Below are 14060 nucleotides of genomic sequence, written 5' to 3' on the forward strand. Positions count from 1 at the left end.
ACTTCGCAACATACGGATTTACAAATTTATTAACTCTTTCATTTTAAATTAGAATGTCTTTTTCCTAACAAACGATATGAATAAAGAATCCAGCTAATTATAAAATCTCTATGAATACAGTATATTTAACTTTATTATTTCTCAAACGGCGTATACACACTTTTCTTCCCCTGATTATCAATGTAAGCCGACTTTGCTTTTATTTTCGTTTTTTCTACTTCCATGTCTTCATTTGAGAAGTTCACAATGATTTTAATATCTTTTCCATAAGAAACAGATTGTACTAGCTTATCTTCTGACAAATACGCAAAATTCGTCATCTCTTCTTTTACTGCTTTTTCATGAACTTCATTCCAAACTTTTAGATGCTCTGTAATTTCTTTTTTATGCTTATTCCACTCTACTTCATCTAAATGGTACAACGGAGGAACATTATACAATAATTCAGACAGCATTCGATTTCCAACTTCATCTTTTACCTTTAAACTTCCCCATTCCCAATGATGCGTTGTAATAACGGAATCATTGTATACTAATTTATATAATGGTACCGAATATACTGGGTTTAAATATACTTGTTTATATTCTTCTTTCAATGGTACTTGTTTTGCATATTTTTCAGGCACATTTTGATTTGGTGACCAATATCCACCGACATAATACGGACTTGTTTTATTTTTCCGCATATCTTCATCGTCCCATTTAATAACAGGTGTTTCAATTCCGTGTGCAAATGCAATCGTACTACTAGCAAAATCATTTCCGCCTTCAGAACCAACGACCATACCCTTTTCTTGCGCAATGTAGTCCATTCGTTTTAAACGTGCTTTTAAATCTTGCTCTTGTGTCGTTATATGTTTCGCTGAATAGTCATCGTAAATTTCACCTGTCGCATCACAATCAATAAACCATGAATTATATTTAGGACCATTTTGTAATATATCATTCATGCGTTCCTTTACACTAGGCAGCGATAAAGTCGGATTTAACTTGCGACCTCTTCCTAAAAAGCCTTGCACCTTTTCTCCGTTTTTCTTCGTTACAGTAGCCTCTTCGTATAATGACGGGTCATTAAAGGATGCTGTGTTCCAATTTTTATCACTTTTTTCGTGAATGGAATGATACGAATCATACGGACCAACTAAATACCCCATTTCCTTAGCTTTTGTCACGAAATTAGGTTGCATAAATCCTTGTTCCCAGTTCGGCAGACCAATCCACGCTTTTTCTATTCCTGCCTCTTTCATTTCCTTTAATATATCCGTTCCATCTGCATTACCCCATTTACTTACCTCTTCAACCGCATCACCAAGTAGCGACTTTAATAAATGCTTATTTAAGCTATACAATTCTGTATTCGTTAAGTGACCTACACCTTTCTTTAATAGCACACTAGCTTCCTGATTAACGTTTTGAAAAATATCCTCTTTATAAAATTCCTTCATCGATAATACTTCGTTTATATAACGTAAAATAACATTTTTTTGATACTTATCAATGAAATCTTGTTTACTTACTTGATCCAATACATTCAGTTCCCCAGGCTCGGAACTATTCTTTTGAATAAGTTCTTTTATATGACTAAACAGCGGGCTATTTATTTGCTCCCTTAGTTTTGGCCAATTTATATTATTTTCTAATAAACCATTTTGATTCCAAAAATAAAAATGCGCCGCTCCATATAACTTTTCGATTTCTTTATTTTTTCTAGCCTTTTCTTGTAATGTTTTAAATTCACCTTTTCGAACAATATCATCCTTATACAGTTTAGCAATGCTTACCGCATCATTATTTGTCACATATAATTGAAATCCATATGTTTTATTTTTATTTATGCTCGGAAATTCATGTGTAAAATCAAATCCTATTTTCGGATCCGAATGAAATTTCAATTCATTATTAAACATATTCGTTGCAATATATACAATTGAATATCTCGAACCATTTAATGCGAAAAACTTCATAGAAAATGATTCAGCAAATGAATATGCATCATCCTTTAAAAACTTCTTCCAATTCTCATCATTGCTCGGAATTTGCTTACCCTCCCATAACGGAAGTGTATAATTTTCAGCTTCTACTTTCGGCCATGTAAAGCTTTCTGCACCAGTCGATTCCACTTCAATGTTTAAGTGGTCTTTTTTCTTTTCTAATTTTATTTTTACTTTTTGATCTGGATATTCCCACGATGTACGATCCTTTTCTTTTTTTACATTCGATACCTTCATTTTCGGTAGGGGTTGTGATGCCTGTTCCTTTGCCCCCTCATGTTCTACAGTTAATGTGAATGTTTCTGGATTTACATCATAAGTAAAATCTTTATACGTCGCTTTCTTTATTTTAGACTCTTGTACAGCATTACTACCTTTTACGTCACAACCGACTAAAGTCGAAAACGACATAGTTGTAAGAAGACATATCGCTATCATTTTTTTCATCCTCTGCACCTCCACCAATGAATATACAGATGCTTTGTTACAGGAATGTGGCAAAAAATAATAGAGCTAGCATTTTGCTAGCTCTGTTTGGAGTATTAAAAGTTGATATGAACAACTATAATTCGCTTAGAAGATATGTAATACAGTAACTACATTTTTTCTCAACAATTATGAAACTAAACAAATCAAAATTTTAACAAGCATTCTTCAACTGAAAAAATAAGTGTATACAATATATCCTAAAAGTAGTACTAAAATGATTATTCCTGTACCTTTCCGATTCATACCGCCTGCTATATCAACTGGACTACCCGTTTCCGCTCTATTGAGTCCGTCACGTAAAGAACCCGTAGGATTACTTTTTAATTCACTTTGTCTCATACGCTCTCTTTTTTCTTCTGGTGACTCTTTATTCATTTAATCACCTCCAAAATGAATGCACTCTTTACTTACATTATTCAAAATCAACATTTGTTTTATATTTTTCCGAAAAAACCTAATTTAAAATAGGTTTGCAACGTAAAGAAAGCTAGCCATGCCAGCTTTCTTTACGATCCAATATGCTCTTCCTTATTTACAATAATACCTTTATGGTCGATTTCAAGCTCACATACTTTCATATCTGTAAATACTCTCGCTAATTGCTCAGCGATTTCTTGACGCTTCTCATATGGCGTTAATATAAAAATAGATGGCCCCGCACCACTAAGTGCTGTGCCGTACGCACCAAATTCTTTTGCGCATTTACGAATAGATGGTAATAATGGTACGAGTTCTAAACGATATGGTTCGTGAAAATGGTCTCTCTCCATCATTTCACCTACAACTTCCCACCGCTTTTGACATAATGCAGCTACTAATACGTTACTTATCGCACTAGCTTTAACTGCCTCATGAAACGGAAACATCTTTGGTAATACAGATCGACTTTCATCTGTATTTAATTCTGCATTCGGAATGAGAGAAATTACCCCCAATTCCTTGCTCTCAATTCTTACGACGGAAACATCCTTTCCATCAAGTGCTCCAATTACAGTTCCACCTAATATAGAAGCAGCAACATTATCAGGATGTCCTTCAAAATTTGTAGCAATTTGAACTTTTTGATCAGCAGTTAAGTTCAAATTGCCTAGTTGATTCGCAAGCTCTATCCCAGCTACAATCGCTGATGCACTACTTCCTAGCCCTCTCGTTAATGGGATATTACTAGTAACTTCTATTATATGGGGTGATATAGAAGGACATACTTTACATGCCGTGCTAACGATTAAATTTTTATCGTCTGTCGGAATTGATTCTTCAAAGGAATGGATTACTTGCCATTTATCAGCTTTTTCTTTAACCACCACACCTAAATACAATGACAAAGCTATTCCAACTGAATCAAATCCAGGACCAACATTCGCCGTACTAGCAGGGACACGAACGCTAAATGGTATCACGACATAATCACCCCTTTAATATGATCTTTAATTTGTTCTATATCATTTGACACACTTGCGATGTCTAGTTGATTTGAAGAAATAGCGATATCAGGATCCTTCAAACCATTTCCAGTTAATACCGCAACAACTGTTTCTCCCTTTTTGATTTTCCCAGATTGAACATGTTTAATTACGCCGGCTAATGAAGCATTTGATCCTGGTTCAGCGAAAACTCCTTCAGTTTTTGCTAATAACCTATACGCATGTAAAATTTCTTCATCTGATACCATATCTATTTCACCACGAGACTGCTCGGCAGCCTCTACTGCATACGACCAACTTGCTGGGTTACCGATGCGAATCGCTGTTGCAATTGTTTCAGGCTCTTCAATTACATGCCCTTTTACAATTGCAGCTGCTCCTTCCGCTTCAAAGCCATGAATTCTTGGCTTTTTATAACCTTTTTCTTTCTCATATTCACAGAAGCCTTTCCAATACGCTGTAATATTCCCTGCATTCCCAACAGGGATAGCTAGAACATCTGGTGCATTTTGCAATTGGTCACAAATTTCAAACGCTGCTGTTTTTTGCCCTTCAATTCGATAAGGATTTACTGAGTTTACTAACGTAATCGGCTCTTCTGCAGCAATATTTCTTACAGCCTTAAGCGCATCATCGAAATTCCCTTCTATTGAAATAATTTCAGCTCCATAAGCGACCGCTTGCGCTAATTTTCCATGTGCAATCTTTCCTTCTGGTATTACGATAATGCATTTCATCCCAAGACGTGCCGCATATGCTGCAGCTGACGCTGATGTATTACCTGTTGATGCACAAATGATTGCTTCTGAACCTTCTTCTTTCGCCTTAGCAACTGCCATGACCATACCACGATCTTTAAAAGAACCTGTCGGATTCGCTCCTTCGTACTTACCATATAGCTGAATCCCTAATTGTTTTGATATATTTAATAATGGAATAAGTGGTGTGTTTCCTTCCATTAAGCTGACATCAGGTGTATTTTCATTCACCGGTAAATAAGACGCATATTGTTTTAATAGTCCTTTATACATATTGTTTTTCCTCCTCAATAATGTAGTAACTGTTTATTTCACTTGCGACAGCTTCTATCGCTTCTAAAACTCGTTCAAATTGATACTTGGAAGTTCGATGTGTCACAACAACGACTTCTGCCAGTTCACGGTTTAAAGGTAATTGAATAACCTCTTTTAAACTTACGGAATAATTAACGAAACATTCTGTTATTTTTTGTAACATCCCAGGCTCATCTTGTAATGAAATGCGTAAGAAATATTTCGAAACTACTTCTTCATCACCTTGTAATTCATAAGGAACTGGTTCTTTTAACGCACTTTTATTTTTCGGAACTTGATTCATATTTTTAACGATTGAAATAATATCACTTACTACAGCAGAACCAGTCGGTAACTTCCCAGCTCCGGGTCCATAAAACATCACTTCTCCTACCGCTTGGCCATGGACATACACCGCATTAAATTCATTATTCACATTTGATAATGGATGCTGGCTCGGTAAAAGCGTCGGTTCTACACTTAAATGAATGGCTGGTCCTTGTTTTTCAGCTTTACCAATTAACTTCATAGTAAATCCTAACTTTTCAGCCATTTGTAAATCTTCTTTTTCGACCTTTCGAATCCCTCTTACTTGCACATCATCTAATGAAACATTCATCGAAAAACCTAAGTTTGCAAGAATTGCTACTTTTCTCGCCGCATCTAGTCCATCTACATCTGCTGTCGGATCCGATTCTGCAAAGCCTAATTTTTGTGCTTCCTGTAAAGCCTCTTCATAAGACCATCCATTTTGACTCATTTTTGTTAACATATAATTTGTTGTACCATTTACAATTCCCATTATTTTTTCAATTTGATCTGATGCTAACCCATCAGTTAGTCCTCTTAACACTGGAATACCGCCCGCTACACTCGCTTCGTAACATAAATCACAATCATTATCGTTCGCCAGTTGAAGAAGCTCTGCACCATATACAGCCATTAAATCTTTATTTGCTGTTACGACATGTTTTTTATTTCGTAAAGCCTTAACAATATGCTGTTTTGCTTCTTCAATTCCGCCCATTACCTCTACTACAATATCAATATTTGAATCATTTAGAACTTCATCTGCATGACTTGTTACTGCAATTCCATCAATACAAACATCGCGTTCTTTTTCCAAATCACGTACAACGACTGTTTTCACTTTCACTTCGTATCCTGTATCAAGTGCGATTTTTTTATAATGTTCTTTCAAAATATGAACAACACCACTTCCGACCGTACCTAAACCTAATACCCCAACATTTATAACGTTATTCATCTTCTAATCTCCTCCTAAAAGTTTAATTGTTACATCTATAAATCACCTTACTCTGCTTTTTTGTCATGCAGGTGGTGGTTATTTCCGTACTTATAAATCGTTTCATATTACCGCACCTCCTTTCAAAGTAAAAAAACACACCCATCCCTAGGAAAGGGACGAATGTGTTTTCGTGGTTCCACCCTTGTTCCAATCTAGACGTATTTCCTCCTAGATTGCTCAAGTTCAGATAACGGCTGATACCGCCAATAATTACTAGATTACTCGTTCACTATTGAAGTTCAAAGGTGGTAAAATCATTTCTCGTGTTAGGAAGCTCACACCCTTGGCTTCCCTCTCTGTAAACCGTAAAAATGATTTCGTGTCCTTATCGTTACTTTTTCGTTCATGTTTATTTGTTAACTCATTATACTCGCATAAAAAACAAAATCAATACCATTTTTAATTATTTTAAATTTTCAATCTCTTATACCATAAAAAAACACACTCATCCCTAGGAAAGGGACGAATGTGTTTTCGTGGTTCCACCCTTGTTCCAATCTAGACGTATCTCCTTCTAGATTGCTCAAGTTCAGATAACGGCTGATACCGCCAATAATTACTAGATTACTCGTTCACTATTGAAGTTCAAAGGTGGTAAAATCATTTCTCGTGTTAGGAAGCTCACACCCTTGGCTTCCCTCTCTGTAAACCGTAAAAATGATTTCGTGTCCTTATCATTACTTTTTCGTTCATGTCTATTTGTTAACTTATTATAGTTATCAAATTTTTAAAAAGCAAGCCTATTTTTACTAACTATTTTCAAAATGATTTTTTATTATATTTCACAATAGCATTATGCAACTGCCACTCAATTTACCTATTTTGTCATTTCTCCAGTTAATAAATCAACGGTTCATATATAAAGTGAAGGCTAATAATCAGTGGGGATTTTGTTCATCCCCACTGATTATTAGCCTTCACCAATCGGGCTTTTACGGGCAGTTGATCCCCACCTAACTTCTTTGCTTTCGCTGAATTTTGAGGTAGGGGTGTTACTGCCCGTTAATGCGGGATAAATCCCCATTCTAAAACCCGTACATACTCACCTTACAAAATTATATCAATAAAATTTTTAATACAATCTTTTTGTATAACTTTCTTCTAAAGAACGTGCAACATCTTCTTCTGAAGCATTCACTTTCGCATGCTCTAACAACATTTTTGCTGCTGAAGGTAACTCTTTTTTATTTAACCAAGATTCTGGATCCCATATCTTCGAACGAATAAACGCTTTTGCACAATGAATGTAACACTCTTCTATTTCAACAACAATTCCAAGCAACGGATTACGTCCATTCGCCTGCATTTCTTTCAAAATTTCTTCATCGTTTGTAATATACGCTCGGCCATTTATTCTAAGTGTCTCCCCAAGACCTGGAATAAAAAAGAGTAGTCCTACACGTGGATTTGAAATAATATTCAAAATGGAGTCTATACGACGATTTCCTGGCCTTTCTGGAATGATAATTTTATTATTATTGAGTACGTATACAAATCCAGGTGCGTCTCCTCTCGGCGAGGCGTCACACTCCCCCAACTTATTTGCAGTAGATAATACTAGAAAAGGAGATTTAGAAAGGAAATCTACACAATGGTGGTCTAATGATGAAATAACTTTTTTCAATGCTCGCTCACTTGGTTTCCCCAATATTTTCCGTAACTCTTCCTCTGTTGAAATAATCGATTTTATTTCCATACGCTCTATCTCCACTTATAATCGCCCCTTTTTCTTTATTTTCCCAAAATTCAATACGAATATTGTATAATAAAATTTGCAGAAAGGGGAATTAAAATGACAGAGTGGTTAACAATATTTGATTCTGAAAGAAATACACTTGGGAAGAAATTACGCGATGAAGTGCATCGTGACGGTGATTGGCACGAAACATTTCATTGTTGGTTTGTAGAAAAAGATGCTAAAGATATATTCTTATATTTCCAATTACGCTCTAAAAATAAAAAAGAAGCTCCACTTATATGGGATATTACTTCAGCTGGACATATTATGCATGATGAAGATGTACAAATTGGTGGTCTTCGTGAAATCGAAGAAGAATTGGGGCTTTCCTTTCAAACTACTGATTTAGTATACAAAGGAATCTTTAAAATAGATTATGAAATTTCAAATCTTACTGATCGTGAATTTTGTCATATGTATTTTCACAATGTCATCAATCCACTTCCATTCGCACCAGGTGAAGAAGTAGACGATGTGATGAAAGTACATGCAACTTCTTTTCTACAACTATTAAATGGTGAAATTTCATCTTTTACAGCTAGTTCTGTTTTAAACAATAAACCAATTACAATAACATTTGAAGATATTTATCCGTATGATCTTGCATACTATGAATTTGTTATAGAGAAAGGAAAAGAATTATTAAAAAATAATAGTTTATAAATAAAATAGGACTCTTAGCATAATATTGCGTAGAGTCCTATTTTTTATTATTGTTCAAGTATCTTTAATTTATTCTCTACTTGTATAAATAAAAGAATAATTAATAACAGCATAACCACCATAATCGCTATTATTGTATGTGGATATCTAAACAGTATACTAATAACACTTCCAATTAACATCATGATGAATCCGTTTTGCTTCATCACTTCTGCACTATACCTGTTACCCGCATCCCATAATTCCTTATTTTTCATAGATCGTTTCGTACGATAACCATATGCCGCATTAATATCGGTCGGTGGATTTTTTTGAAGAACAATTGCCGCAAGTATAAATATAGTACCTATTAAAATACTCATTCCTATGTTTATTAGTGCATACATCAATTATATCCCCTCCTAACTTACACCTTCATTATACGACATGACCCTTTTTTCAAATTTATAACACATTCAATTTCTTTCTTTTGATGTGTGGAACATACTTGGAAGTGTTACAAAACGTGCCCCTTTCGTTTTTAACTGCGGAATGATTTTGTCTAGTGCATCTACAGATCCTTGTAAATGCCCACCTGGTGTTGAATGCTGAAGGATGACACTTCCTGGAAATGAATTCCCTAATACATTATTTGTAATCGTATCAGCGCTTACACCTTTCCAATCAACTGTATCAACACTCCACTGTACAATCATAAAATTTTGCTCTGTTGCCCACTTCAATTGCTCTTCAAGTATTTCACCGTATGGCGGACGTATAAACTTCGGTGCATAACCAGCTAAACGATTTAATATTTCTTCCGTTTTTATTATTTGATTACGATACTCAGCATCATTTACTTTCGCTAAGTTCGGATGACTATACGTATGATTACCAATTACATGCCCTTCATTTGCAATACGCTTTACTACGTTCGGAAATTTTTCTGCGTTTTCACCAAGTAAGAAAAAAGTAGCTTTTACATTATGTTGTTTTAACTTATCTAATATTTTTGGCGTGAATTCTAAATCTGGTCCATCATCAAATGTAAGAGCGACTTCCGCTTTATTATACGGTCCTGAAAATGCGTACGCATATTTTTCGACCCACGAAAATGGTGTCCACGATCCACGCTCATATGCTTTCATTTGTACTTCATAGTTTTGAGGGATATATGCGTATGGCAATGAACTTATATAGTCTCCATAATAAAATGAGTTATATGGCATATAAGCATACGAAACATCTCGTTCTAGTCCCCATTGATATGGAGCAAACATTTGTGGCGAATAAAAATAATACATGATAAAAAAACCTCCCTAATTTTTCATATGTGATTCCTCTGCACTTTGTTAGAGAAATTGTTATTCATAAACAAAAAATAAGACTGTCCTTAATTAGGACAGTCTTGCTGCTTTATATTATTAATACATCGATGTACTATCTTTCGGCAAAGCTTTCACATGTTTTAAATAGTTCGTCACTTTATCATCCTCATCTTGCGGATATTGATATTCATATGTGTTAGCGATTTCGTTCGCCACTTCCCTAAATAAATCACCCATGACAAAGAATGACTCCCATATGTTTTCATATTCTGCATTAGAAAATGTCCTTTTAAATTGCTCCCACATATCTTCTTCAATATATTGCTCGAAATGCTTTCCAAACTTCCCTGTATTAACTGTAAAGTCTGTTTTCATACCAATATGCCATTCTAGCATTACGATGAACATATCTCGCACTGGTCCTTCAAGCATTCCTTTTGCATAAGAAAGCTCTTCTCTCCATAGCCCTTTTGCCACATTCGTACTACACCACCAAAATTCATTACAGCAATCCAAAAACTCTTTTTCTGTAGGCTTTTTTATTAAGTAATCTTTATCGCTTGCTGGCGGGAATCCTTCCATACAATTATCTTTATCAAGAAGCAGTTTACTTAAACTATCTTGTCCAACGAACTTTTTTATTAACTCAACTGGAACTAGCGTTAAATCAATCCGATTCCCATCCATGAACTGCATTAAATATGGAAACTTCCCATCTTCATCTGGTTGAACTAACGACATTTCTTCTGGCATTTGTACTATCATTATTTCTCCAAATCTATGAACCCAATTATGATTAGACGTAAAAGATTGTATATCATTTACAACATACATAATATCATAGTCTTGAAAACAATCTCTTTTCACATTTGGATTTACACGCGATCCATTCATGATAACTGCTCGAATTCTTTCATCCTCTTTTGCTATATTTATAATTACGTCTAACATTTCTTTTTCAGTTCTCATCTACTTATATCCTCCAATTTTTTAATATATAATATAGTGTTATGTATATTGGAGGTCCACGAGCTAATCTCGTTATACACGATACATGTTATAATTTTTGAAACTTCTTTTTCATCCCTTTTTCCTCCTTACATCACTCTTTTACAACTGCCATCCCTTTCAATTTCCCAATGCTTTCTACCATTCACTTTTAATTATACCGAAAATTCTGTCTCGAATACAAAAAATAAAGAAGGGACATCTACCCCTTACAGAATAGATATCCCTTCTTTTAAAGTTAAATTTAATTCCTATGGATTAGTAGACCAAAGCCCAGCAGATTTAATAAATGTACGTTTATTTAATTTCAGCTGCGCTACGATAAATTCTGCAATATCTTCTGCTTGCATTACTTTATCAGGGTTTCCATCAGTTAATCCTAAATCTACAGCCATATCAGTTGCTACTGTACTTGGAGTTAAAGCTGTTACACGAATGTTATGTTTGCGAACTTCCATCGCTAACGATTCTGTTAAGCCAAGGACACCAAATTTAGAAGCACTATATGCACTTGTTACAGGTGCACCTTTTTGTCCTGCTGTAGATGAAATGTTAATGATATCACCAGATTGTTGTTCAATCATGCTCGGTAAAGCTGCACGAGTTGCATAGTATACACCCATTAAGTTTACTTGAATGATTTTTTCCCAATCAGCAACGTCTAGTTCTAAAAACTTACCGAATTTAGAAATACCAGCGTTATTAATTAAAATATCGATAGATCCTAAACCATTTTTTAACGTTTCAATCGCAGTTGTTACTTCTTCGCATGAAGAAACATCAGCAGTTGCGATAACAGCTTTTACACCTTCTGCTTCTACTTCTTTTGCTACAGCTTTTAAGTTTTCTTCTGAACGAGCTAATAAGCCTACATTTACGCCTTCTTTCGCTAATGCGATTGCTACAGCGCGACCAATCCCTCTACCTGCTCCTGTAATTAAAGCATTTTTACCTTGTAATAATTCTGCCAAGTATAACACTCCTTAATCATCTCAGTTATGTATTATATTAAAATTGTATCTATGTTTATGTAAAAAGGCAATGATGCACTTTCATGTGCGTAGGTTACTTGTAGGTAACTATAGAAAGTTTTTATTTATAAGTTTCATTTTTTTACCATTATTCATGTAAAATAAAAACAAATCCAGCATAGGGGAGTGTATGAGTATGAAAAGCGAAGGAAAAGCTTTTCAATATAATTGCAGTAACAGTAAATGCATTTTTAAAGAGAAATAGTGTTAGAAGGTTCTCCTTCTAACACTATTTCTCTTCATGATTCGGCATACGCACAATAAATTCAGTACCTTTTCCTTCCTCACTCTCCACTTTTATCTCTCCTTGATGAAGGTCAAGTACTTTCTTTACAATAGCTAAACCTAAGCCACTTCCTCCATAGGCACGATTTCGTGAAGAATCCGCTTTATAAAAACGCTCAAAAATATGTTGTTTCTGTTCTTCTGATATACCAATTCCTGAATCACGGATACGCACTTCCACTACTGTCTCATGTTCCTTTAACTGAATAGTAATCGTACCACCGCTTGGAGTAAATTTAATACTATTATGAATTAAATTAATCCACACTTGACTCATACTTTCTTGGTCAGCAATAACATATACTTTTTCTAAATCTAGTTCTAACTCAATTTCTTTTTCAGCCCAGAGTGGTTCACTATTTAACACAATTTGCTTTAATTGTTGATCTAATCGATAGCTCACTCTTTCTGGTGTATACTCTTCTGATTCTAAAAGAGTTAGCTTTAGTAAATTTTGACTTAGTTTAGATAATCTCGTTGTTTCAGTTTCAATAATGGTAAGATAATGCTTTCTTTTTTCCTCAGAAAGATTATCGTCTTGTAGTGCTCTAGCAAATCCTTTTATAGAAGTTAACGGTGACTGTATTTCATGAGAAACATTCGATACAAACTCTTGTCTCATTTTCTCCATCGTATTCAGTTCATCTGTCATATCATTTATACTTTTTACGAGCACGCCAATTTCACCATCATACTTTTCTTCATTTCTTATTTTTACGGAGAAGTCTCCTTTTGCAATTTTTTGTATCGGTTCAATAATAGTCCAAATCATCGCCTCTCGTTTTGGTCTCATTAATATTCCAATCAATGTCCAAATAAGAATAATAAAGACAAAACCGACCATATCACTAATTAGAAAAGCAACAAACGGCGATACATTTACGTCAAAAGCATTCAATATACTAGTTGCTACATAAAATGCGATAGACCAAATTATAGTAAGAAAAGAAAAGAGCGCTAATACCGCTCCAAATACTTTCAGCATCTTCAACTTACTCATTCGTTTTCTTTTTCTCATTTACTTACCTCTAAGCGATACCCTAATCCTCTTATTGTTTTAATACTAAATTTCGACTGCTCTTCTTGAAACTTCTCACGTAACCGATTAATATGAACGTCTAGTGTACGTTCATTCCCTTCAAAATCATATCCCCATATTTCTTCAATTAATTGCTCTCTCGAACAAGTTCTTCCCGATTTAGACCCTAAAGTAAAGAGCAGCTCAAATTCTTTTAACGGTAATGTAACCGTTTGTTCTCCAGATGTAACTTCGAATGTTTTACGATTTAATAATACATTTCCAACTTGAATCGATTGGGAAACTGTAATTTGGTAACGTTTCAATAATGCCTTTACTCTCACTACTAATTCTATAGGGTCAAATGGTTTTACAAGATAATCATCTGTCCCAAGGTGAAATCCTTTTACTTTTTGTGATGTTTCCCCTTTGGCAGTTAGCATCAGAACCGGGATATCATAGTATTTTCTTAATTCAAAACATACATCAAATCCATCCATATTTGGCATCATGATATCAAGAATAACCATATCGACTTTTACGTCATCCATTTTCTGAAGTGCATCTACTCCATCAATTGCCTCATATGTTTGAAAACCTTCTCGTTCTAAAAATACAGAAACGAGTTCTCTAATGTGTGGATCGTCATCTACTATTAAAATTTTAGGTATCAAAGGAACCATTTCCTTTCTACTTAGCATCTAATATATTGTTTAAAAATGAATCATCAGTGGAGTAAAATCCC

General features: G+C 34.7%; 13 protein-coding genes and 2 other annotated features. Of the genes, 1 reads left to right on the plus strand and 12 read right to left on the minus strand.

The genetic code is table 11. The features are described from left to right. Positions 1 to 134 precede the first annotated feature (134 nt). The 6 genes from B9A45_RS20055 to B9A45_RS20080 all read right to left on the minus strand — a co-directional run bounded on the left by B9A45_RS20055 (position 135) and on the right by B9A45_RS20080 (position 7976). On the minus strand, positions 135 to 2438 hold the full coding sequence (locus B9A45_RS20055; protein WP_000738151.1) for a glycoside hydrolase: 2304 nt from the start codon (positions 2436 to 2438) through the stop codon (positions 135 to 137). 207 nt (positions 2439 to 2645) lie between these two features. After that, positions 2646 to 2855, minus strand: coding sequence for a DUF6366 family protein (locus tag B9A45_RS20060; RefSeq protein ID WP_001031481.1), 210 nt, complete (start codon positions 2853 to 2855; stop codon positions 2646 to 2648). A gap of 131 nt (positions 2856 to 2986) precedes the next feature. After that, complete coding sequence (gene thrB / locus B9A45_RS20065; RefSeq protein WP_000612105.1) at positions 2987 to 3880, minus strand: homoserine kinase; 894 nt, start codon at positions 3878 to 3880, stop codon at positions 2987 to 2989. Further along, positions 3877 to 4935 carry a threonine synthase gene (thrC, locus tag B9A45_RS20070; RefSeq protein ID WP_000276439.1) on the minus strand — a complete coding sequence of 353 codons (1059 nt, stop codon included), beginning with the start codon at positions 4933 to 4935 and terminating at the stop codon, positions 3877 to 3879. Before thrC ends, thrB begins: the two co-directional genes overlap by 4 nt. After that, positions 4928 to 6223, minus strand: a complete 1296-nt coding sequence (locus B9A45_RS20075) for a homoserine dehydrogenase (RefSeq protein ID WP_001066899.1) — start codon at positions 6221 to 6223, stop codon at positions 4928 to 4930. The genes thrC and B9A45_RS20075 overlap by 8 nt, the downstream gene beginning before the upstream one ends. Positions 6224 to 6374: 151 nt before the next feature. After that, positions 6375 to 6606: a binding site (T-box leader), on the minus strand. A gap of 114 nt (positions 6607 to 6720) precedes the next feature. Further along, positions 6721 to 6952: a binding site (T-box leader), on the minus strand. Between the two features lie 385 nt (positions 6953 to 7337). Beyond that, on the minus strand, positions 7338 to 7976 hold the full coding sequence (locus tag B9A45_RS20080; protein ID WP_000402135.1) for a pyridoxamine 5'-phosphate oxidase family protein: 639 nt from the start codon (positions 7974 to 7976) through the stop codon (positions 7338 to 7340). A gap of 81 nt (positions 7977 to 8057) precedes the next feature. Between B9A45_RS20080 and B9A45_RS20085 the strand changes: the two genes are divergently transcribed. Beyond that, positions 8058 to 8666 carry an NUDIX hydrolase gene (locus B9A45_RS20085; RefSeq protein WP_000141381.1) on the plus strand — a complete coding sequence of 203 codons (609 nt, stop codon included), beginning with the start codon at positions 8058 to 8060 and terminating at the stop codon, positions 8664 to 8666. 47 nt (positions 8667 to 8713) lie between these two features. Here B9A45_RS20085 and B9A45_RS20090 read toward each other — a convergent pair whose 3' ends face one another. The 6 genes from B9A45_RS20090 to hitR all read right to left on the minus strand — a co-directional run bounded on the left by B9A45_RS20090 (position 8714) and on the right by hitR (position 13989). Continuing rightward, complete coding sequence (locus B9A45_RS20090) at positions 8714 to 9052, minus strand: SdpI family protein (RefSeq protein WP_000271092.1); 339 nt, start codon at positions 9050 to 9052, stop codon at positions 8714 to 8716. Between the two features lie 69 nt (positions 9053 to 9121). After that, positions 9122 to 9949: a peptidoglycan-N-acetylglucosamine deacetylase gene (locus B9A45_RS20095; RefSeq protein WP_000291223.1), complete on the minus strand. Its 828-nt coding sequence runs from the start codon at positions 9947 to 9949 to the stop codon at positions 9122 to 9124. Between the two features lie 120 nt (positions 9950 to 10069). Continuing rightward, entirely contained in the window at positions 10070 to 10942 is an 873-nt protein-coding gene (locus tag B9A45_RS20100) for an aminoglycoside 6-adenylyltransferase (protein WP_001258538.1), read from the minus strand. A 290-nt stretch (positions 10943 to 11232) separates the two neighbouring features. Next, the gene (locus B9A45_RS20105; protein ID WP_000818979.1) at positions 11233 to 11952 is read right to left on the minus strand and encodes a 3-ketoacyl-ACP reductase; all 720 of its coding nucleotides are present in this window, start codon (positions 11950 to 11952) and stop codon (positions 11233 to 11235) included. 289 nt (positions 11953 to 12241) lie between these two features. Beyond that, positions 12242 to 13315 (minus strand): envelope stress sensor histidine kinase HitS, encoded by a 1074-nt coding sequence (gene hitS / locus B9A45_RS20110; protein ID WP_001231621.1) that lies wholly within the window; start codon positions 13313 to 13315, stop codon positions 12242 to 12244. After that, entirely contained in the window at positions 13312 to 13989 is a 678-nt protein-coding gene (gene hitR, locus B9A45_RS20115; RefSeq protein ID WP_000612414.1) for an envelope stress response regulator transcription factor HitR, read from the minus strand. Before hitR ends, hitS begins: the two co-directional genes overlap by 4 nt. Positions 13990 to 14060 lie beyond the last annotated feature (71 nt).

Source organism: Bacillus sp. JKS001846 (genome assembly GCF_900176455.1).
In the GTDB taxonomy this organism is placed as follows: Bacteria; Bacillota; Bacilli; order Bacillales; family Bacillaceae_G; genus Bacillus_A; species Bacillus_A cereus.

Bases quoted from the DNA above. Each gene is read 5' to 3' on its own strand.
- B9A45_RS20055 (WP_000738151.1), bottom strand. From the start codon at position 2,438: ATGAAAAAAATGATAGCGATATGTCTTCTTACAACTATGTCGTTTTCG.
- B9A45_RS20060 (WP_001031481.1), bottom strand. From the start codon at position 2,855: ATGAATAAAGAGTCACCAGAAGAAAAAAGAGAGCGTATGAGACAAAGT.
- thrC (WP_000276439.1), bottom strand. From the start codon at position 4,935: ATGTATAAAGGACTATTAAAACAATATGCGTCTTATTTACCGGTGAAT.
- B9A45_RS20075 (WP_001066899.1), bottom strand. From the start codon at position 6,223: ATGAATAACGTTATAAATGTTGGGGTATTAGGTTTAGGTACGGTCGGA.
- B9A45_RS20085 (WP_000141381.1), top strand. From the start codon at position 8,058: ATGACAGAGTGGTTAACAATATTTGATTCTGAAAGAAATACACTTGGG.
- B9A45_RS20090 (WP_000271092.1), bottom strand. From the start codon at position 9,052: ATGTATGCACTAATAAACATAGGAATGAGTATTTTAATAGGTACTATA.
- B9A45_RS20095 (WP_000291223.1), bottom strand. From the start codon at position 9,949: ATGTATTATTTTTATTCGCCACAAATGTTTGCTCCATATCAATGGGGA.
- B9A45_RS20100 (WP_001258538.1), bottom strand. From the start codon at position 10,942: ATGAGAACTGAAAAAGAAATGTTAGACGTAATTATAAATATAGCAAAA.
- hitS (WP_001231621.1), bottom strand. From the start codon at position 13,315: ATGAGAAAAAGAAAACGAATGAGTAAGTTGAAGATGCTGAAAGTATTT.